Source organism: Hydrangea phyllody phytoplasma (genome assembly GCF_036985185.1).
GTDB lineage: Bacteria > Bacillota_I > Bacilli_A > Acholeplasmatales > Acholeplasmataceae > Phytoplasma > Phytoplasma asteris.
In genome coordinates this window covers 1-20,960 of sequence record NZ_BSDA01000003.1, presented here as the reverse complement: position 1 = coordinate 20,960, position 20,960 = coordinate 1, and the positions used below count along the sequence as shown (strand labels likewise).

Here is a 20,960-nt window from a genome sequence, read left to right as displayed (position 1 = left end):
CAAAAAGATATAAGGATATAAAAATATGTTTGAATTTAAATTTGCTGATGTCGGCGAAGGCATTCATGAAGGTACAATTACAAGATGGTTTTTTAAAGTGGGCGACCAAGTAAAAGAAGGTGATGTTTTAGTTAAAGTTGAAACTGACAAATTAGACGTTGAACTAACTTCTCCTGTAGCAGGAAAAATCTTAAAAAGAGACCTTAATGAAGGTGAAGTTATTTGCGTAGGAGATACTATCGTTTTAATCCAAGAATCAGGTGACACTGATGCAGATGTTAAAAAGTTTTCTTCTCAAAACCCTAATGAAACTGCTGCTACAGAAAAAAACGACACCCAACAAGCACAAACATCCGCACAAACCTCTTTACCACCTCAAAAAGTACTTGCTACTCCATTAGTAAAAAGTCTAGCCAAAGAACTAGGACTTGACCTTTCAACCATTAAAGGAACAGGTGTAAATGGAAAAATCTTAAAAGTAGATGTACAAAACGCAACTAACCCTTTACAAACTCAACCCCAACCAAAAACCCCTTTTGTCCAAGAACAACCAACCCCCACCCCAACTTTTGCCACATCTAGCCAAGAAACAGAAGTAGTAAAAATTTCTCGCCTCAGAAAAGCCATCGCCCAAAAAATGGTTCTTTCCAAAGGAAAAATCCCAGAAACTACTCTAATGGACGAAGTAAACATTACTGCTTTAGTAACACTACGCAAACAAGCCAAAGATCAAGCACAATCCCAAGGAATCAAATTAACTTTTATGGCTTTTATCATGAAAGCAGTAGCGATTGCCTTACAAGAATTCCCAGTATTTAACGCTAGTTATGATGACGTTAAAGAAGAAGTTACTTACAAAAAATTCATTAATTTAGGAGTAGCAGTTGATACCAAAGACGGTCTAATCGTTCCTAACATCAAAGATGCTAACAAATTAACTCTTTTAGAAATGGCACAACAATTACAACAAGTAGCCAAAGCCACTACCGAAAGAAAAGTAGAATTAAATCAGCTTCAAAACGGAACTTTTACTATCACTAATTTTGGTTCTATCGATATTACTTACGGCACTCCAGTTATTAATTACCCTGAATTAGCTATTTTAGGAGTAGGAAAAATCACCAAAAAACCTGTAGTTGAAAACAGTCAAATTGTAATTGCAGACATGCTTCCTCTTTCCTTAGCAATTGACCACCGTATTATTGATGGTGCTGATGGCGGTAGATTTTTAAAACGCGTTAAAGAATTGCTAAATACTCCTACTTTATTGCTTTTATCCTAACAGAAAGACCAAGGGCAAATTATGAAAAATTATGATGTTTTAGTGGTTGGTGGAGGTCCTGGTGGATACGTTGCTGCCATTAAAGCTGCTCAAATGGGTGCTAAAGTTGCTTTAGTAGAAAAACATAAATTAGGTGGTATTTGTCTTAATTATGGCTGTATTCCTACCAAAGCTTATTTAAAAAGTGCCAAAATGTATAAAGATATCAAACGTTGTGATGATTTTGGAATTAAAGTTCAAAACGGCGTTTCTTTTGATTGGTCCTCCATTTTATCACGCAAAAATAAAATTGTTGCTCAACTTACTACAGGTATATCTTTTCTCCTGAAAAAAAATAAAATTGATTTTTACCATGGTTTTGCAAGTGTTCTTTCTCCTTGCGAAGTCCAAGTAGACACTAACTTATTGCACACCCAAAAATTAATTATTGCAACAGGCAGTACCGCTTTTGTTCCTCCTATTCCAGGTGCCCAAGAAGCTTATCAAAAAGGCATTCTTAAAACTAGTAAAGAATTACTACAACTAGAAAGCTATCCTTCCAAAGTTACTGTTGTAGGAGGCGGTGTTATTGGAGTAGAATTTGCAACTATTTTTAATTCTTTTGGTAGCGAAGTGAGTATTTTAGAAAGACAAGACACTATTCTAAATGGTATGGATAGGGACGTTGTTGTTGCATACACTAAAAAACTTCAAGCAGACGGCATCCAAATTTTGACTCAAGTAGAAGTAACTAAAATTAATGACAATCAAACTACCTACACTCAAAAAGGCAATGCCAAAACAATTACTTCGGATGTTATTTTAATGGCTGTAGGCACCAAAGCCAATCTTGCAGGCTTAGAAAAATTAAATTTAGCCCTCAACCGCAATAGCGTCCAAACTGATAATTTTTGTCAAACTTCAATTCCTGGAGTATATGCTATTGGTGATGTAAACGGCAAACACATGTTAGCTCACGTGGCAAGTCATGAAGGTATTGTAGCTGTGACTCACGCTTTAGAACAAAAAGCACATTCCATTAATTATGACCGTGTTCCTGCTTGTATTTATGGTTTTCCTGAAATTGCTTCTATTGGCATGACCGAACAACAAGCCAAAGAAAAACAAATGGATTATAAAGTTTCTAAAATATCTCTGGGAGCTGTTGGCAAATCTTTAGCTGATGGCGAAAAAGAAGGTTTTGCTAAATTAATTGTTTGCAAAAAACATTTAGAAATTTTAGGAATGCATATTTATGCTTACAATGCTACTGAATTAATTAGTGAAATGGCTGTAGGAATGGAACTTGAAGGAACTGCTTATGAACTATCTCAAGCAATTCATCCTCATCCTACCTTATCAGAACTTACTTTTGAAGCTCTTTTAGGAGCCGTTGACAAACCAATTCATGCATAATTATTATTTGATCTTTTAACAAAAAAAGAACCTTTAATAGGTTCTTTTTCCTTAAATGGGTGATGCAATTATGAAAACTCAAAAAAAGAAAAAGAAAACGAAGCGAAATAAAACAACAAAACTAAAATAAAGATAAAGCACAACATTAAATATTAAATCCTCAAATATTTTTGAATAAAAGGAGATGATAAATGATTACTAAATATACCATTAGAAAAGTTTTATTTTTTATCTTATTATTTGCAGATTTTACCATAGCTTTTCTCGAAAAAGCCAAAATATTTACAATCACAAATAAATATTGGGCATTAAGTTTACCTTTTATTTATTTGTTGCCATTTTTGACTCTTTCTGGCATTCCTTTTTATATTGGATTTAAATGATCCCAAGGTAAAGAATTTGTTTAATAAAGACCCTAACAAGAGGGAAACACTTCAAAATATTGATTTTGGTGAATCTATTAGGCCAGATTTTAAAGCATGCATGTATGATGGCAATATAGGTTTTAATTCTAAAGAGAAAAAAACTAAAATAGTTTGTTGCTCTTTTGTTTTAGTTGTTATACTAATGATTTTAGCACTATTTTTTAGTGTGGAATTAAAAAAAGAAACATTGGCAAAATTTTTATTTTATATTTCTTTAACTTATTTTATTTGTTTTTATATCTATTTTACTTTATATTCATATAGTGTTTTATGGTTTTTATATGTTAAATTTTTTAAATGGTTAGGTTTTGCTTATTTTGAAAAAGATTTTATCAAAACTATCAAAAAACATAATTTATTTGCTATTAGTATTTTTTATTATGAAAACCAAAAAAGAATAAGAAAAATAAAGATTAAAAGCCCAACATTTATTAAATAAATTTTTGTTTTGCTTTCTTATGTATCTAATTATAAATTATTATTACTTTTAACCTTGCAAAATAATTTACCCTATGAAATTAACAAATCTAAAATCACTTCTTTAATCTTTTATATTTACCATTTTTTAAAACTTATAAATAACAACAAAATAACCATTTTCCAACCCCTTAAAATCAAAAAAAGGAATACATTAAAATGTTAATAGACACTCACGCTCATCTCAATCTTAAAACATATAAAAATAAATTAGATGATGTTTTTCAAAAAGCTTGGAATAATGAAGTCAAAAAAATGATTGTTATAGGCATGGATGAAAAAACTAACCAAAAAGCATATGAAATCGCTAATAAATATAAAGAAGTAATGGTAGCTTTTGGGATTCATCCTTGTTCTGATTTTTCCCAAGAAACGCCCGAAAGCATCATCAAATACCTCAATCATCCGCAAACAGTTGCTATAGGAGAAATTGGCCTTGATCTTCATCACAGACAAGATAATTTAGCTGTCCAAAAAAAGTTTTTTCAAGCCCAAGTTAAAATTGCTATCCAATATAACTTACCTATTATTATTCATGCACGCAAATCTTTTGAAGAAATTTATCAACTTTTACTACCTTATCGCAATCAAGTTAGAGGAGTTTTTCATTGTTTAGTTTTTAGTTTAGAAGAAGCCAAAAAAGCTTTGGAACTAGGTTTTTACATTGGAATTGGAGGAGTTGTTACTTATCCTCATGCCCAAGTTGCCCACGAAATTGCAAAAACTATTCCCCTAGATAAAATTTTATTAGAAACTGATTGTCCTTATTTAACTCCTTATCCGTTTCAAAATGAAACCAATGAGCCTTATCATATCAAATTAATTGCCCAAAAAATTGCTCAATTAAGAAATATTTCTTTGCAATGTGTTGCTACTCAAACAAGCAATAATGTAGCTAAGTTGTTTTTAAATAAAAATTCTTTTTAATCTTTTTGGCATATCAAAAAAATATTTGAAATATAGAATAATTCAAAATCACACCCAAAAAACATCCCTTATATAATAAAAAAATCAACTCCGCTTATACGAAGTTGATTTTGCTTTTTTCTTCTTCATCAGTTTGGCGAAAACTATCTACATCTAACCAAACTTCAGAAACAGTACCACATTTACTTTGCTTAACTTTTCCTTCTAACACTTTAATAACTTGTCCGGGTTGCAAAAAAAACTCAGGATTATCAGCGTCAATATGAGTAAAATTCATAAGAACTTCATCATATTTTTGTTTACAATTATCAGTTCCTACACAAACATTAGTAGCAAACCATTGTCTTTTTGAACTACCATTTTGTTTTAAATATCTAACTTTTACTTCTAAATAAAAATTTTTAACGATTGCTTGTTGCATGCATTCCATTTTCTAACGCTTCCTTTTACAATTTTTTGTTGATAAAATCGTTACTTTTCAAGTTTAATTCATTACTTAAAAACTTAAAATAATGAAATTATCTCCTAATATGATAAAATAATATTGAACTGTTTAATGTAGTTTTTTTATTTAACATTTCATTTACTATTATAGCAAATTATTATAAATTTTATTTTGATAAAAAAATATTTGTAATAAATTTATCATTAATTTGTTCTAAATTATCTTTTTGTTTCTATAATTATTTGTCAACCAATCTTTTGATATCATTATTTGCCTCTTTATTTTTTTTATTTTTGCCACATTTTTGCCAAGACTTATTAATTGCAACTTGAAAATTATTTTGATAATGCTTTTTCTGAAATTTCTTTTAATTGCAAATGCTTTGAAATTTTAACTCAAAAAGGCTAGAAGATAATTATTATCAAAGTAATTTATTATGATGGATTATAATTTTTCAACACTTCACAAAAGAAACAATCAAATTATGATTTAGCCTTATTTTTATTTTTTGCCTCTATATTTCGATTTGGTAAAAATAAAATACTTTTTAATGAACCCCAAACTTAAAAAACCTCAAACGTTTTATTTACCAACAAAACAATTTAATCTAAAAAACAAAAACAAAATTAAATTTCAAAAAAAATACACAAAAGAAAGGAGCTTTTTTATGATTAAAATAGCAATAGATTCCATGGGAGGCGATTTTGCCCCATTAGAAATTGTCAAAGGAACCTTGCTTGCCTTAAATAAAAATAAAGAACTTCATGTCGTTTTATATGGCAATCAAAAATTAATAACTCCACTTATTGAAAAAACTTCTTTTTTTGGCAACAACCAAATTACTATCAAACACACCCCTTATTTTTCAAAATCAGCCGACAAAAATATAAGAGACCAATTAAAAGCCACTCCCAACGCTTCTTTATTTTTAGCGCTTGAAGCAGCCAAACAAGATGAGGTTCAAGGAGTAGTTTCGGCAGGCGCTACCCAAACTTTGGTCTTAGCAAGTCATCTTATTCTTAAAAAAATGCCTTTAATGCAAAGAATTGCCATTGCCCCTATGTTTAATTCCTTTGATAATCGCACAAGAATTTTGTTAGATGCAGGCGCTAACACCGAACTAAAACCCCAGCATTTGCACACTTTTGCAAATTATGCCACCATTATTGCCAAAGAAATTTTAGAAATTCCAAATCCCCAAATAAAACTACTTAACATCGGAACAGAGCCTACCAAAGGAAGAGCTTTGGAACTTGAAACTTACCAACTTTTATCCCAAGACTCCAATCTTAATTTTGGCGGTAACGAAGAACCTCAAAACCTTCTTACTACTTCAGCAGACATTTTATTAAGTGATGGATTTACTGCCAACATCGCCTTAAAAACTTATGAAGGCACAATGCTTAATTTCATGAACCACTTAAAAACTATCCTTACTAAAAATCTTATCAAAAAAATGGCCACTAAAACTTTATTTCAAAAACCACTACAACAATTAAAAAACCAACTAGACCCACGCCAAATTGGAGGAGCTATGCTTTTAGGACTTAACAAAATTGTCATTAAAGCTCACGGTTCTTCCCAAGCTTACGCTTTTTGCCAAGCTATTTTACAAGCTCAAAAACTAATTAAAGCCCAAGTAAATCAAAAAATTGCTCATTCCTTAGAAAGTTCAAAAAAACAAAGAAACCCAAAGTAAACAAGCATCAACAACAAACACAGCTCCCAAAACCTCTGAAACTCCCAAAAATTCTGAAACCACCAAAGAAAGCAATTCCTATGAAAAACATCCAAACTCTTTTTCAAACCCTCAATATCACTCCCCAAAACCTTGCCCTTTACAAACAAGCTCTTACCCACAGCTCTTATTCTAACGAACAAAACCCACCCCAAGAAGACAACGAAAGACTTGAATTTTTAGGAGATGCCATCGTAGGCTTACTTATGGCTGACTATCTTTATTCCCAATCCAAAGAAGACGAAGGCATTATGACTAAAAAAAGAGCTCAAGCGGTGTGTGGAAGGTCACTTATCATCTACGCTCAAAACATTGAATTGCAAAATTATCTTCTTTTAGGCAAAGGAGAAAAAAACAAAGATTTTAATGCTAAAAGTATTATGGCAGATACTTTTGAAGCCTTATTTGGTGCTATTTATCTTGATTTAGGATATTTGACAGCCAAAAAAGTTTTTCATAATATTGTCTTACCTCACTTAGCAAAAACTATCTATATTATTGATTTTAAAACTCAATTACAAGAAATAGTTCAGTCAGAAAAAAAAACTATCCAATATAAAATAGTCCAAGAGCAAGGATTTGCTCATTCTAAAAATTTTGTAGCAGAAGTTTATTTAGAAAAAAATCTTTTAGGAACAGGTGAAGGCAACACTAAAAAAGCCGCTGAGCAAAAAGCAGCCCAACAAGCATTATCCAAAGTTGCCAAACCCAAAGACCTACTCAACAACAAAGGCGGCAAAGAAAAGGAGCTTCAATAATAATATGGTTATGTTTCAAAAACTTTACGAAGATGGTTTTTTACAAGTAGAAAAAATGTTAATTCAAGAATACCAAAAATTAGGATTAACCTACCCTGAACTAACTATTTTGCTATTCTTACTAGATTTTTCCAAAAAACGCGTCTTTTCGTCCAACGCCTTAGCCAAAAAAGCAGGAATCACTAAAAAAGAAGTAGAACATATTTTAGAACAATTAATGTCAAAGAATTTTTTTGACCTTTCCCAAGAAACTAAAAACCATAAAATTATTGAAGTTTTTTCACTACACCCCACTTTTGCCAAGCTAGAAAAAATCTATCAAGACCAAATTCGCGAATCCAAACGCCAAAACCAACTTACCTTAATCCAACAAACTATTGAATATTTAGAACACAACAAAGGACAAACTCTTACATCTAACGAATTAGATTTAGTTAGAAATTGGTATCAAGACCAAGAATTTAGCCATGAAGAAATTAAAAACACAATTGAAGAAGCTCTTTGTGTTAAAAAAACCTCTGTTTTTTACATCAACACTTTGCTTGGCAAAAAGAAATTTTTGACAGTTATACCCGATGAAAAAGCAGACAAAGCCTTAGCAAAACTTTTTAAAAAAATAAAATAACACTCAGTTTGGGCAAACAAAAAGTCAAGCTTACTCTTTTTATGTGTTATAATTACTTATGTAATTATTTTTTTAGTATTTCAATTATTTTATTTATGAAAAATAACTAGTAAAGGAATTAAAAAAATGAAATTTTTAGCAACTAAACGAGGAAAAATCATTACTGGCATTATTTTTATTACTGTTACTCTTTATGTAGGTTTAGGTTTTTATATTTCTTTTAATCCTGTTAACTGGCTTTCTCCTAAAAAAGTTTGGGCAAAACAAGCAGTTCAAAATTTGTATAATTCAATTGAAAAGTTAACAAAAGAAGAAAATAAAGGCAATGTTAATTCCAAACTTGCCAGCATTAAAACTAATTTAGAAGCAGTAAATAAACACGTAATTGAATATTATAAAGAATCAACTAGCAATGAATACAAAGTAGTAAAAGAACTATACGAAAAAATTGTTAAAGCAAAAGACGGTGCTTATGATGATTTAAAAAAAAACGATAATAAAGCAGATGATGCAATTTTTTCAAATATAAAAACATTATTTAAAAACGATAATGCCAAAAACCTCCAAGAAAAAGTTAATAATTTAACCAAATAAAAACACCCTTAATAAGGGTGTTTTTTATTATGCATATAAAAAAAACTACCTTATTAAGGTAGTTTTTTTCATTTATAAATTATTTATTTTTTTGATTTAATAAAGACGCTTCAACAAACCCTTTAAATAAAGGATGTGGTTTTAATGGTCTTGACAAAAACTCAGGATGAAATTGTACTGCAATAAACCAAGGATGGCTTTTTAACTCAACAATTTCACAAAGCTTTTGTTCTTGATTTATTCCAGAAACAACAAAATCATTATTTTTTTCAAATAAAGCAACATAATGAGGATTCATCTCAAAACGATGACGATGTCTTTCATAAATTATTTCTTGATTATAAATAGCTTTACTTTTGGTGTTGGCTTTAAGATGGCACGGATAAGAACCTAATCGCAGGGTTCCTCCTAAATTGCTGTCAACTATTTTTTTAGTAATTACAGGATGCGGCGTCTTTTCGTCAACTTCCAAAGAATTGGCACCTTGTAAATGTAGCACATTGCGGGCATATTCAATAACTGCTAACTGCATACCTAGACAAATCCCAAAGAAAGGAATATTGTTAGTTCTTGCATAATTAATGGCTAAAATTTTGCCTTCAATAGCGCGATTGCCAAAACCATAAGGAACTAAAATACCATCATAGTCTTCAAGCAAAGAAGAAATATTGTCTGGCGTTACTTTTTCAGCATCTATCCATTTAATTTCCAGTTTACAATTATATTGATAAGAAGCATGTTTAAGAGCTTCTATGATTGATAAATAAGCATCATGTAAAACAATGTATTTACCCACTAGAGCAATGACTACTTTTTTTTCTAAATTTTGGATGCGTGTAATTAGTTGTTGCCAGGCTTGCAAATCGGCGTTTGAAAAATTAGTAAGTTTTAAATGTTGTAAAATAAAATCATCGATTCCTTGATGATGCAAGTTAAGAATCATTTGATATAAAATATCAACATCTAAGGCTTCAAAAATAGCTTGTGGATTGATGTCACATAAAGCAGCAATTTTATTTTTGGTTTCTTGGTTGATAGGAACTTCACTACGTAAGACCAAAATTTGAGGTTGTATTCCTAAAGCACGTAATTCTTTAACGCTGTGTTGGGTAGGTTTTGTTTTGATTTCTTGAGCTTTTTTTAAATAAGGAACTAAAGTGGTATGAAGATACAAAACATTGTGATAACCAAAATCAAAGCGCACTTGTCTGATGGCTTCTAAAAAAGGCGATGATTCAATGTCTCCTACGGTGCCTCCAATTTCTACAATAACAACATCTGATTTGTGAAAAAGAGCAGCATCAATTAGTTTGCGTTTGATTTCTTCAGTGATGTGTGGAATAACTTGAACGGTTTTACCTAAGTATTTGCCTTCGCGTTCTTTATTGATCACACTTTGATAAATTTGCCCTGCAGTGACATTTGACTTTTTGCTCATGTTTTCATCTAAAAATCTTTCATAATGACCCAAATCAAGATCAGTTTCAGCGCCATCATCAGTGACAAAGACCTCACCGTGTTGATAAGGGCTCATTGTTCCAGGATCAATATTAATATAAGGATCTAGTTTTTGAATACTTACTTTAAGACCTCTATTTTTTAAAATTTGCCCAATAGAAGCAGCAGTGATGCCTTTTCCTAGGCTTGAAACGACTCCTCCAGTAATAAAAATAAATTTGGTTTTTAAATCTTTTTTATTCAAGTTTTTGTACTTCGCTTTCTTTATGATTGGCTTGTGTGGTGCAATTGGAGTTTTGATTTGATTTTGATTGGGGTGTAATTGGTTCAGAGAAGGATTTATAAGTGATTGGATGGGGCTTTGTAGGAGTTATTTTTTTACCAATAACAGTTAAAATAGGGATTTGGGTTTCATATCTTTTTTGGGTGTGTTCTAAAATACGAGGATCAAATGAAACTATATTTTTTTTAACTAAGATAATAATAGTTGAACCTCCTGTATCAAAATAGCCTTTTTCTTGACCTTTTGAAAACGTTTGCAAAGGATGATTTTGGATTTTTCCTACCAATGTGGCTCCTACTTCTATTTGAACTATTTTACCAAAATTTTTGGTTTGTAAGATACTATATTCGCGAGTGTTTGTTTTAAACACATCAAAACTTTCAAAGGCAATGGGATTTACTATATGTAATTTTCCTTTGATTTTGCAAGGAAACATTTGAAAAAAACCTTCGTCTACAAAAAGATAACGGTGATAATCATGGGGTTCTAAGCGGAAAATAAGCAAATAGCCTTCCTCGTATTCTTGAGCTAATGTGGGATTTTGCAACAAATCAACTAAACTGTAATTGGTTTCTTTGATGCAATAGAGTGCTTTTTTGGTGATAGGATAAATACTTAATTTGGATTCACAAGGACTGATAAAAGCAAAGTTGTCTTGAGGAATAGCAAGTTCTTTGTATTTTCTTGTAAAAAAATCATTATAAGAACTAAATTTTTGTTTTTCAAATAAGTTTAAATCAATTTGGTGTTGTTCGATGATTTTCAAAGCGTATTGGCGTGACCAAGGAGAATAAAAATACAGATTAACTAACCAAGAAATAGGTTTAGTGATCAAAATTTTGAGAAGGCATCTTTTCCAAAAGTTTTTTTCTAAGTTTGTGTATAAAAATTTTTGCAGACGACTTGCTGGGTCTTGACAAATAATTTTTCCTTCTAAATTAACTATTTTCATATTGTAAATCGCTCACTTTGTAATTGCCATTGGTAACAAATATTTTAATAAGATTTTAAGCAACATAAATAGGATAAAATTTAGTGCTAATAATAAAATAATTGTTATTGTAGTTTTGGCTTTTGGCTTGGGGAAATGGATTTTTTTACAAAGAAATAAAAAAGTTAAAAGTAACATGCAGGCAAAATGAAACCAAAAAAAAGTAGGTCTTTGTTCGATAAATCCTAAACTTTTGAAATCCCAAGTTTTGCAAATAAACTTAGCTAAAAATAAAAAAGGAAATAAAATAACAGCTGCAGTTACGGGCAAACCTGTAAAATAAGAAGGGCTTTGAGAGTCGTATTTTTGGGTTTCAGCTAAAACATTATAATAAGCAAGTCTAATTAAGGCTGCCAAAAGATAAAAGCCCCAAACTAGCCAAACAAGTGCAAATAGCCAAAATTCTTCTTTTAGGGTTGAAGTTTCACCTTTGAAACTCAAAGAATAGTTAATAAAAATAGGAAGGACGCCAAAGCTTATTATATCGGCTAAAGAATCAATTTGAATGCCATAGCTTTTTTCTGTATGACTGCGATTTTTTTTGGTTCGGCTTACCACACCATCAAACATATCACAAACGCCTGATATTAATAGGCAGATTAAAGCAGAAGTGTATTTGCCGCAAGCACCAAAGCCAATGCCACAAAAACCACTCATTAAATTTAGGTAAGTTAAATAAGTTGTATAATTGTAAAAACCTAAAAACATATTATTTAATCTCGTTTTACTAATGTTTTTTCTTAAACCATTTTTGGTTGTTTAGAGTTGGGGGAAATAAAAAAGGAAAAATCCCTTATCCATCAAGAATAAAGGATATTAATGAACTTAAAAAACTTGATAATTATTGATTGGTTGTTTGTAAATGCAAATTGTAAAGTAGTAATTATTTTTCATAAAGATGTTCGTATTCTTCTTCTAATGGATCTTCATAATCATCTTTGTCTTCTAAAACAATATCATCTTCAATTTTGTCATCGTCTTTGTTTTGTTCTTCTGAAGGTTAGTCTTCTAAATCAAGCAAATCATCTTGTAGAGGGTCAGTTTGGACAGTGTCTTTGTCAGAAAGGAAATCCTCAAAATCTAATTCTTGTAAATTGGTATCTTCGTCTAGAGGTTCGTCGTTTGAAATTTGAGTTTTTTCAAAAAAATCTTTATCCCAAAAAAGTTTATTATTTTCTTTAATAATTAATTGATTGTCTTCACAAAAAACAAATTTTCCGCTCAAAGCGATGTCTAAATAAAGCTGATTAGCTACATTGGGGTTGTTATTTGGTATTTGGTGTTTTTGCAATGTTTGTTTTAATAAATCATAGACTGAAACAGGATTGTGATGTTTTTTCATAATGTCATAAGCAGTTTCCAAAAGTGATTTTGGAGTTTTGGTTTTTTTCATAAAATACCTCCTTTTAATGTAATAATGTTTGGGATTTGGGAAATAATGATAAGTGATAAAATAAAAAGAAAAGAAAGGAAAAGAAAAGGGCTAAATAAAATAAAGAAATGCAAAATATGGGGGGGTAAAAATTTTAGAATTCTATCAAATCTCCAGATGCTTTTTGCATGAGTTCTTTGGATTTTCTTTCTAACTTTTTTAAAGCAGCATTAAAAGCCAACAAAACGCTTTCTTGGAGAATTGCTTTGCTGTGAATTTGAGAAATAATAACATCTACGACTTTTTTGGTGCCTTGTAAAACAATTTCTACATCCCCTGCTTTGCCAATAAATTCTTGTAATTCTAATTGTTGTTGAGCGTTTTCAATTGCTTCTTGCATTTTTTTTAATTTTTCAAACATATTAGATTGTGTTTTCATAATTTTTTGCTCCTAGTTAATTATTTCTACTATATCTTTACCAAAAAAATCATAAGCTAGTTGGATAATAGCAGGCTTGGTTGGTTGGGTCGCTTTGATTTGATATAAGTCAAGATCAAAATTGCAAGTAGCTTTGAATTTTGCAATTGATGCCTGGTTTGGCTGAGGATGATTTTTGTTGTAAAAAGTTTCTAAGGCTTGCCAATCTTGTTTTAAAAAAGCAATGTAGTCTATAATTGCAAAAGTGTCGTTATTCAAAATTTCTAAAGCTTTTTGTTTGATGTTTTTTTGTAAAACAAGTTCAAAGGCATCTTCATCTTCAAAAACTAAAATCATTTTTTGGGATTGACTCAAAGCAACTATTTTTCCTCTATCCAAAATTTCGGCTACACTTTTATAATAACTGTGAGTAGAATAGCGATTTTTTAAATTTGTCCAAAAATTTGTTATTGTGTTTTTGGTTGGCTCGTCTTGATTAGATAAAATATTAATTGCAAATGATATCAAATTACAAAGAGAAGAATTGGAAAAATAAGGGTGTTTTTTTGTTGGGGATTTGGTTTCTTGTGAGTTTTGGGAAGGCAAGTTATTTTGTTGAGTCAATTCGGAGGTAGTAGAATTGTTAGGTGTTTTTTGTGAAAAATTATTTTGAGACTGTAAATCTTGGACTGGATGCAGATATTCTGTTTTTGGTGGCTTTGGTGGTTTTTCGTTTGCTATTGACGCAAGTTTAGTTGGTTTGATTTTTTCTGTTTTGTCAAAGGTTTTTTTTTCTGTATTGTTTTGGGTAAGCTTTGTTGGTTCATAATTTTCTTTGGCATTTGTTTCATCTAATGCAAGTGATGCTTGCTCATTATTGTAAATATTTGTTTTATTTGTTACAAATTGTTGAGTTTCTTGTAAATTGGCTTGAAATTGAAAAGAATGTAGAGAGCATATTTGCAAAAAGGCAATTTCTACCAAAGATTTTTTTTGATCGCTTTTTTTGAGGTCTTGCTGTAATTTAATTAAGATTCTTAAAAAATGATCAATGTGGTTTGTTTCTTCAAGCAATAATATTTTTTGGTCTTGGGAAAGTGGCGATGTTTTGGAATCTTTTTTATTTTTGGCATTCCAAATTAAATAATCTTTGATAGCATCAATTAAATCTAAAATTAAAAGGTCGATGTTTTTGCCTGAATCAATTGCTTTGTGCAAAAGTTGCAATGCTTTGATCGCTTCTTTTTTTAGTAGATTTTGGAACAATTTTTTGATAATGCTGGCAGACACCGTACCTTTAATATTTGCAACATCTTCTGAAGTAATCAAATTATTTTGATAAGCGCTTACCTGATCTAACAAACTAAGGGCGTTTCGCATTCCACCTTCCGAATGGCAAGCAATGCTTTTGATGGCATCTTCAGTGATAAACATATTTTCCAAAGCAGCAATTTTGGTTAATTGTGCAGTGATGTTTTTGAGGTTCAAATTTTCAAAGGCAAAACTTTGGGCGCGCGAAAAAATGGTGTCAGGGATTTTATAAATTTCGGTAGTAATCAAGATGAAAACTACATGTTCGGGCGGTTCTTCTAAAATTTTTAACAAAGCGTTAAAAGCGTTTGGTGTAAGGACGTGAACTTCGTCAATAATATAGACTTTGTATTTGCCTGTGTGAGCTTTGTATTGGGCTTTATCCTGTAATTCTCTGATTTCGTCAACCCCATTATAAGAAGCGCCATCAATTTCTGTGATGTCTGTGTTTGCTTTGGTAAAGTTTTGGCAATAATGACAAGAACAACACACATCTCCTTGATTGGGCAACAAGCAATTAATGGCTTTGGCAAAAATTTTGGCTAAAGTAGTTTTTCCAGTGCCTTTGTTGCCGCTAAAAAGATAACAATGATTAATTTTTTGGTATCTGATGGAATTTTTTAAAGTTTGGATAATAATTTCTTGACCGACAACATCTGCAAAAGTTTGTGGTCTGTATTTTCTGTATAAAACTAAATAAGACACTAAAAACTCCTTTGATTAAATTATGCCCAAACTACAACAATAAATCTAGATAAATTAGAACATAAATAATTTTTATATACAAAAAAATCTCCTAAATATTATAACATAATATTAGATGAAAATAGAAGTTTATTTTGCAAATTTGCAAATGAATTATTTGTTTATTGTAATTAAAAATATTGATCTATTCTATGGTTAGAATACGATTAGATTGAATTAACTTTACATTTATTATTTTTGTATTTTTTTCCCTTTGCGTCATAATAAATAAGAGTTCCATCTTTCAATTCTTTTTTATGCATTTTGCCATTCTTTTTATAAAATTCTATTTGCCCATTTTTGCGGTTTATTTTTTCTATTGTCTCGCATTTTTTGAAAAATACTTTGTCGCCATTTTTATTTTCTATATCGCCATTGTTTTGAACAAAATATTTTTCACCATTTTGAGTATATATTTTTTCTATTTCTTTGGTTTTGCTAAAAACAATATACTCGATAACTGATTAAAATTATAAAAGCTATTTGTCTATAAATAAAATAATTAACATAATAAATAATAATCTAAAATAAACTAAATTGCTTATGACTTTATTATAACCCAAAAAATATCAAAATAATAATTTATAATCGTTTTAAAATAAAATTAATTCCCACCCATAAAGAAAAAATAAAAGCCAAAAAGACATAAAAAGTGGTTAAAATAACGAATTATATTGTTGTTTTGTTTTTTTTGATAAAATATAGTTAATAACGTTTATCAAGCGACGTTTAAATATTAAATATAAATCAACGACCTAATATACAAAAGACAAATTATCTAATTATTTTTTTTCATTTTAAATATTTTCTAAAATAGTTAATGAGAGTGGAGAATTAACAAATATGTGTTTAAATAATAAAAAACAAAAAAATAAAAAGGAAGAGGCAATATTAAGAAAAAGCATTATTAACAAATTAAAAAAATGGGTTATGCAGAAGTTAGCATCAAAACACAAGAAAAATTAGAGGATAATTTTAAAAGACAATTTATAGAATATAACAGTAGGTATGGTCCTGACACTTCTTTTCAAGAGAAGGGGAAGGAGGAGCTGAATGAATACTGGTTTTCTACAATTAATAGTGAATTGCTTACCAATGAAAAAATGGATGTTATCGACATTTATAAATATTTAAGAAAAGAAATAAAAATTCCAAAAAAAGACAAAAAAGACTATTTTTATTTTAATTTTTTTAATAAAAAAATTGGTGTAAAAATATTTTTCAAGTAGCACAAAACGTTCCTGCTCAAAATTCATATAAAAACGAGTCAAAATCAGCTGAGTATGATATAGTAATATTAATTAATGGCATACCACTGGTATTAATAGAATTAAAAAAAAGAAGTTTGGATAAAGGGCTTGACAAAGCTTTTAAACAAGTAGAAGACTATGAACTGTTCCGTTTTTTTAGACACTTTTTTATTTCAAAATTACTCTTTAAGACTTAAAATTAAATAGATAATTTCATATCTTTTCAAACTAACAAATAATTTCATTAAACTTAAAAAGTGTCTAATGTTTTTTCATAATTTGCTAGTTTCAAAAGATATTTTTTTTAAATATTTTATCCCTACACTATATATATAGGCCGAAAAAACGAAAAACTCACCTATAAAACGACATGGATTAAATTTTTTACGAGATTATGCGGAGTTTTTGATTTTAGGTCGGTTATGCCAGATAATAACAGGGTTAAAGGGCAAATTGCTTACCATAAACACTAGCGAATTTGATGGGAAGAGACAAAAAAACCAAAAAAAGTAGTCAAAAAACGATCAAAAAAATCTCCCTCAAAAATAAAAAAAAGACCCCTCAAATGAGGGGTCTAAATTAGATTAAAAAAATGATTCGTTTAAATTTATGCAAAAATTGGAAAAAATAAAAGTGAGTGTTTTCCTAGGGTTTTGAGGACTGCTTTTTCATTAAATTAAATTTAAGGGGTGTCTAAATCAATCCTAGAATAACCCTAATTGGATTTAAATCGATGCGAGAGGGGCAAAATAATGCGTTTAAGATGAATCCCTTAACTGTGAGTAGTGTAATTAACAATTATACAATCATCCAAAATATAATTTTATTTTTTTCTTTTTTTTAATGTTATTTGAGATAACTTTTGAGCGGTCTTAATCAACAACTACTCTAATTCTTCAGGTTTAGTTGGTGGCGGGGTAGTGTTATAAAAAGATGTAAATACATTATTATACCATGTACATGTATATCCGTTCACTTTACAACTTGAAAAACCCCACGAACTGGAATAAATATATTGACATGATCTTCCTTTTTCATCATAAATGTATCGATCTGAAGAACCAAACTTATTTATTATGTTTGTTTTCGAATAACATTCTCCAGCACGAATGCAACATTGGGTTAGCCAATCTACATATTTTCCTTGATAATCTTTATTTATTTTTCTTAATGGTTCTAAATTGGTGCAGATAATATAATAAATTTTTGTTTCAGTTTCAAAGGTATGTTTTAACGTTTTATCTTTGCAAAATGTTTCTATTTTTTTTTGGCACCCAGTTGCTGAAACCCATGTAGATTGATCGCTGGTTTCCTCCATTAATTTGGAAGTACCTTCATAATTATATAAATTATTATCTCTTTTCCATTGGAGTATAGCGTCATGAGGTTTTAAGGAGTCTGGGAGTTTAATATTAATTACTTTTTTTTGGGTGTTAAAAGTGAAAAGATAAACATTTTTAGCACCATTTGATAATTTCAGCAAATCTTCAATGGTATAAGTTTGGGGATTGTTTAAATTTTGCCCTCGTTGATGCTTGGGGTTTATAGGTAATATTCTTATTCCATCATCAAAATACATAGCCTCAATTTTTAAACCATTCCAATCATCTGATGGCAAAGGCGCTACCAAGTCCGTATCAGGGGTTATGTTATAACAACCTAATTTGATTAATTTTTGTTTTTGAATGATTTTTTCTTCGATTAAATATTTTTCCAGCACTTCTACTTTATTTTGGTCTGCAAATATGTCAATTTTTTTAACCTCAATATTGACATGTTCTTTTTGTCGGGTTTGGGTAGCATCCCAAAAGACAAAAATTTCTTCGATGTCGTATTCATATTTTAAGAGATCTTCTAAAGTGTATTTATTATCAAAAGAAGGATATCTGATGTCAAAAGGATTGGTTAATGTGGGTTTTAAATAAACTTCTAATAAGCCTACAGGCGGTTCTTTGATTCTGCAGATAGAAGCTTTGGCATCAAAATATTTTAAAATTTCAGGAATACTTTCTTTGGATAAAACGCTGATATCATACCTTTTCATTTTAGGTTGGAAGGTTAACCATTCTTGTTTAAGGGTTTCGGTATCAGCTAGTTTTATAGTTGATTTAGTTCGGTAATGAAAATAAGAATGAGCATAGGTGAAAGGAAAAAAGTTAAAAATCAAAATAAATATAATGCTGATAAAAAATTTTAATAAATTATTTTTTTTATTTTTTATGATAATTAATTCCTCCTATTATATTTGTTTTTTTACTTCGCTCAGATATGGTAAATAAAAAAACCTTTAAAAGGGTTTTTAATTAATGGTAATTTGATATTATGCAATGATTTCGTATAGGTCTTCTTTAGGTAAGATGCGAGAAATTACACCTTTGGTTCCGTGGCGTATAGTTGTTTTCCGTCTTCTGTTAAATTATAAGCTTCACTTTCAAGATTCTCTTTCAGTTTATTAGCTCTAGATAACATACCTTCATACATTTTTTCTTTTGATTCTAATTTTCCGATTTCAAGTTTAACATCACTGATTTTTTGTATTATGTCTAATCTTTCTTTTTTTAATTTATCGTGGTTTTCTTGCAAACGTTTTTTATCATCTTTATTAGTTGTTTGTTTTAATTGTTCTTCTGTTTGGTTAATTTCTTTATCTTTATCTTCTTTGTCTTTTTCTAATTTTTGTAATTTACCTTTTAAAAAGTGATATTTCCTGTTGTATTTTTTAATTCGTTTTGGATATTTTTAATTTTAGATTCGTTTTCATCTAAGTATTTTTTAATTTTAGCTTTTTGTTCTTGTGGATTTCTTGAGATTTATAAAGTTCCTTTAATTCATTTTCCCAATCGCTTTTTAATCCTTTGAAACTATTAATAGTTTTATCGTATTTATCAATGGTTTCATCTATTTTAGTGATTAATTGACCTGTATATTTTGATGCTGCTTCTGATCGTGATTCAAAAAAACATAAGTAAATGAAACTAAAAATCAATAAGATAATGATAAAAGTCATCAAATAGTCTTTCCAGGTTGTAGTATTTGTATCGGATGTAAATTTTCTTTTAAAGAAAACAAACAAAACAAATACAACGATAGCCATTACAACTCAAAGGTAATATAATTTAAAATTAAAATAACTTTTAATTAAATTTAAAGGAGATAGTACCATATATTATTTGCCTCCTTTGTTTTCGATTTCATCTAAAATACTAGTATCTTGGAAAAAAATCATTTTGTATGCTTGTTTTAAATCTGCTTTGTTAATTTCATTTCTGAGTGTTTCTCCTTGCCCTCTATTTCGAGCGAAAATATTTACAGATGTTTTTAAAAGGTTTTCTAAGGTGCGATTAGCTTTTAAATATTCTTTATCTGAAGGTATTTTTTCTAAAGATTCGTTAATGACTTCAAATAAGTACTTTTTAGCTTCCTCACTGTAAGGATTTTTCCTTTTGTTAATTAAAAATTCTAACATTTGTTGGCGTTCAACTTTATTTCCTGGTTTTAATTCGATGTTGTACGTAAAACGTGATTTAATTGCTTCATCAATTAAATGTATATGATTAGTAGCCCCAATGACAAAAATAGGTTTTTCAGGGTTATTATCCATCGAAGTCATTTCAGTTTTGAATTGGTTCACGACATTCGCGATTTCTGAACCACCTTCTAATTGACTTAAATTAACAAAGATGGTTTCACATTCATTTAAAAAGATGATAGCACCATTATTTTTTTCTGCAGCAATTCTTGCATCTGTGAATAAATTTTTAACCATCTGAGGAGTAATTCCTTTATACTTTTGGGAGAATAAAGAACTACTTATTTCAAAGAAAGGCAAATTGGTTTCTTTGGCAATCGCTCGTGCTAAAGTGGTTTTACCAGTGCCTAGGCACCCATACAATAGCGATAGATTACACTCGTGTTGGTTATTTACGTGCAGCCCCGCTCCAAACCGTACGAACAAGTTTCCAAGTATACGGCTTTCCCATTCATAGCCTATTTCTAGGATCTTTCAAATATTATTATTTGTTTGACTGTTTGTTTTTCGTCATCAATTGATGATTGTATTCGTTGGTGTAAACACTATAAATCTAACTTCTTCGCCTTGTACCTAGCTTTCCTAGGCTCCGTGTGAGGGCAATTATCTTAACTATTCCAAATTAAGTTTTAACTCCTCCGACTACTAAAAGCCTCTTTATCCTTGAGCCCAAAGGCTTTTCAATTCCCTTTGTTTGGGATGGTTTTTAGGAATCTCGAATTTCCGACATCATTATGCCCGATAGTTTTAGGTTCGCTTTCGTTTGCTAAATCCGTTGCGGATATACTAAAATATTTCTATTCTGACAAACGATATCATTGAGGTTTCCATTTAAGGTGACTTGTGATTATCTATAAAGACTTTTAATCTGTCCTTATATCTTCCTCAATCTTAAAGAATTTAATAACTTTTACTTTAAGGTTTGGGTATTACTATAT

The 20,960-nt window shown here is 29.8% G+C and carries 21 protein-coding genes and 1 pseudogene; 11 read left to right on the top strand and 11 right to left on the bottom strand.

Annotated features, from left to right (window positions below):
- Positions 1 to 25: 25 nt before the first annotated feature.
- The 5 genes from AACP42_RS01605 (at position 26) to AACP42_RS01585 (ending at position 4,506) form a co-directional block, all read left to right on the top strand.
- On the top strand, positions 26 to 1,282 hold the full coding sequence (locus AACP42_RS01605) for a dihydrolipoamide acetyltransferase family protein (RefSeq protein WP_212775534.1): 1,257 nt from the start codon (positions 26 to 28) through the stop codon (positions 1,280 to 1,282).
- Positions 1,283 to 1,303: 21 nt separating this feature from the next.
- Positions 1,304 to 2,677 (top strand): dihydrolipoyl dehydrogenase, encoded by a 1,374-nt coding sequence (lpdA, locus tag AACP42_RS01600; protein WP_212775533.1) that lies wholly within the window; start codon positions 1,304 to 1,306, stop codon positions 2,675 to 2,677.
- 191 nt (positions 2,678 to 2,868) lie between these two features.
- The gene (locus AACP42_RS01595) at positions 2,869 to 3,060 is read left to right on the top strand and encodes a hypothetical protein (protein WP_212775532.1); all 192 of its coding nucleotides are present in this window, start codon (positions 2,869 to 2,871) and stop codon (positions 3,058 to 3,060) included.
- 16 nt (positions 3,061 to 3,076) lie between these two features.
- A complete protein-coding gene (locus tag AACP42_RS01590) occupies positions 3,077 to 3,541 on the top strand; it encodes a hypothetical protein (protein WP_212775531.1) in 465 nt (154 codons plus the stop codon).
- Between the two features lie 197 nt (positions 3,542 to 3,738).
- Positions 3,739 to 4,506, top strand: a complete 768-nt coding sequence (locus tag AACP42_RS01585) for a TatD family hydrolase (protein WP_212509161.1) — start codon at positions 3,739 to 3,741, stop codon at positions 4,504 to 4,506.
- Between the two features lie 94 nt (positions 4,507 to 4,600).
- On the opposite strand, the gene AACP42_RS01580 is transcribed toward AACP42_RS01585, so the two are convergent.
- Positions 4,601 to 4,927, bottom strand: a complete 327-nt coding sequence (locus tag AACP42_RS01580) for a hypothetical protein (RefSeq protein ID WP_041624979.1) — start codon at positions 4,925 to 4,927, stop codon at positions 4,601 to 4,603.
- A gap of 691 nt (positions 4,928 to 5,618) precedes the next feature.
- On the opposite strand from AACP42_RS01580, the gene plsX reads away from it, so the two are divergent.
- From plsX to AACP42_RS01560, 4 genes are all read left to right on the top strand, one after another.
- Positions 5,619 to 6,650, top strand: a complete 1,032-nt coding sequence (gene plsX, locus AACP42_RS01575; protein ID WP_212775530.1) for a phosphate acyltransferase PlsX — start codon at positions 5,619 to 5,621, stop codon at positions 6,648 to 6,650.
- A gap of 80 nt (positions 6,651 to 6,730) precedes the next feature.
- Entirely contained in the window at positions 6,731 to 7,447 is a 717-nt protein-coding gene (gene rnc, locus AACP42_RS01570) for a ribonuclease III (RefSeq protein ID WP_212775529.1), read from the top strand.
- Between the two features lie 4 nt (positions 7,448 to 7,451).
- Positions 7,452 to 8,072, top strand: a complete 621-nt coding sequence (locus tag AACP42_RS01565; protein ID WP_212775528.1) for a DnaD domain protein — start codon at positions 7,452 to 7,454, stop codon at positions 8,070 to 8,072.
- A 126-nt stretch (positions 8,073 to 8,198) separates the two neighbouring features.
- Positions 8,199 to 8,666, top strand: coding sequence for a hypothetical protein (locus AACP42_RS01560; RefSeq protein ID WP_212775527.1), 468 nt, complete (start codon positions 8,199 to 8,201; stop codon positions 8,664 to 8,666).
- Between the two features lie 79 nt (positions 8,667 to 8,745).
- Here the strand turns inward: AACP42_RS01560 and AACP42_RS01555 are convergent, their stop codons facing one another.
- From AACP42_RS01555 to dnaX, 6 genes are all read right to left on the bottom strand, one after another.
- Positions 8,746 to 10,368 (bottom strand): CTP synthase, encoded by a 1,623-nt coding sequence (locus AACP42_RS01555; RefSeq protein ID WP_212775526.1) that lies wholly within the window; start codon positions 10,366 to 10,368, stop codon positions 8,746 to 8,748.
- Entirely contained in the window at positions 10,361 to 11,359 is a 999-nt protein-coding gene (locus tag AACP42_RS01550) for a phosphatidylserine decarboxylase (RefSeq protein ID WP_212509167.1), read from the bottom strand. The genes AACP42_RS01555 and AACP42_RS01550 overlap by 8 nt, the downstream gene beginning before the upstream one ends.
- A gap of 12 nt (positions 11,360 to 11,371) precedes the next feature.
- Complete coding sequence (locus AACP42_RS01545) at positions 11,372 to 12,106, bottom strand: CDP-alcohol phosphatidyltransferase family protein (protein WP_212509168.1); 735 nt, start codon at positions 12,104 to 12,106, stop codon at positions 11,372 to 11,374.
- Between the two features lie 292 nt (positions 12,107 to 12,398).
- Positions 12,399 to 12,791: a DNA-directed RNA polymerase subunit delta gene (rpoE, locus tag AACP42_RS01540; RefSeq protein WP_227807046.1), complete on the bottom strand. Its 393-nt coding sequence runs from the start codon at positions 12,789 to 12,791 to the stop codon at positions 12,399 to 12,401.
- A 133-nt stretch (positions 12,792 to 12,924) separates the two neighbouring features.
- Positions 12,925 to 13,209: a YbaB/EbfC family nucleoid-associated protein gene (locus tag AACP42_RS01535; protein WP_212509169.1), complete on the bottom strand. Its 285-nt coding sequence runs from the start codon at positions 13,207 to 13,209 to the stop codon at positions 12,925 to 12,927.
- Between the two features lie 12 nt (positions 13,210 to 13,221).
- The gene (gene dnaX, locus AACP42_RS01530) at positions 13,222 to 15,204 is read right to left on the bottom strand and encodes a DNA polymerase III subunit gamma/tau (protein WP_212775525.1); all 1,983 of its coding nucleotides are present in this window, start codon (positions 15,202 to 15,204) and stop codon (positions 13,222 to 13,224) included.
- A 962-nt stretch (positions 15,205 to 16,166) separates the two neighbouring features.
- Between dnaX and AACP42_RS01525 the strand changes: the two genes are divergently transcribed.
- The gene (locus AACP42_RS01525; RefSeq protein WP_212775524.1) at positions 16,167 to 16,472 is read left to right on the top strand and encodes a hypothetical protein; all 306 of its coding nucleotides are present in this window, start codon (positions 16,167 to 16,169) and stop codon (positions 16,470 to 16,472) included.
- On the top strand, positions 16,460 to 16,690 hold the full coding sequence (locus AACP42_RS03090; RefSeq protein WP_425342244.1) for a type I restriction endonuclease: 231 nt from the start codon (positions 16,460 to 16,462) through the stop codon (positions 16,688 to 16,690). Before AACP42_RS01525 ends, AACP42_RS03090 begins: the two co-directional genes overlap by 13 nt.
- A gap of 686 nt (positions 16,691 to 17,376) precedes the next feature.
- Here the strand turns inward: AACP42_RS03090 and AACP42_RS01520 are convergent.
- From AACP42_RS01520 to AACP42_RS01505, 4 genes and pseudogenes are all read right to left on the bottom strand, one after another.
- Complete coding sequence (locus AACP42_RS01520; protein ID WP_308437382.1) at positions 17,377 to 18,660, bottom strand: hypothetical protein; 1,284 nt, start codon at positions 18,658 to 18,660, stop codon at positions 17,377 to 17,379.
- Between the two features lie 200 nt (positions 18,661 to 18,860).
- Entirely contained in the window at positions 18,861 to 19,076 is a 216-nt protein-coding gene (locus AACP42_RS01515) for a hypothetical protein (RefSeq protein WP_212775308.1), read from the bottom strand.
- A gap of 178 nt (positions 19,077 to 19,254) precedes the next feature.
- On the bottom strand, positions 19,255 to 19,587 hold the full coding sequence (locus AACP42_RS01510) for a hypothetical protein (RefSeq protein WP_212775309.1): 333 nt from the start codon (positions 19,585 to 19,587) through the stop codon (positions 19,255 to 19,257).
- A gap of 72 nt (positions 19,588 to 19,659) precedes the next feature.
- Positions 19,660 to 20,388: pseudogene (locus AACP42_RS01505) on the bottom strand (AAA family ATPase); the annotation flags it as partial.
- Between the last annotated feature and the right edge of the window lie 572 nt (positions 20,389 to 20,960).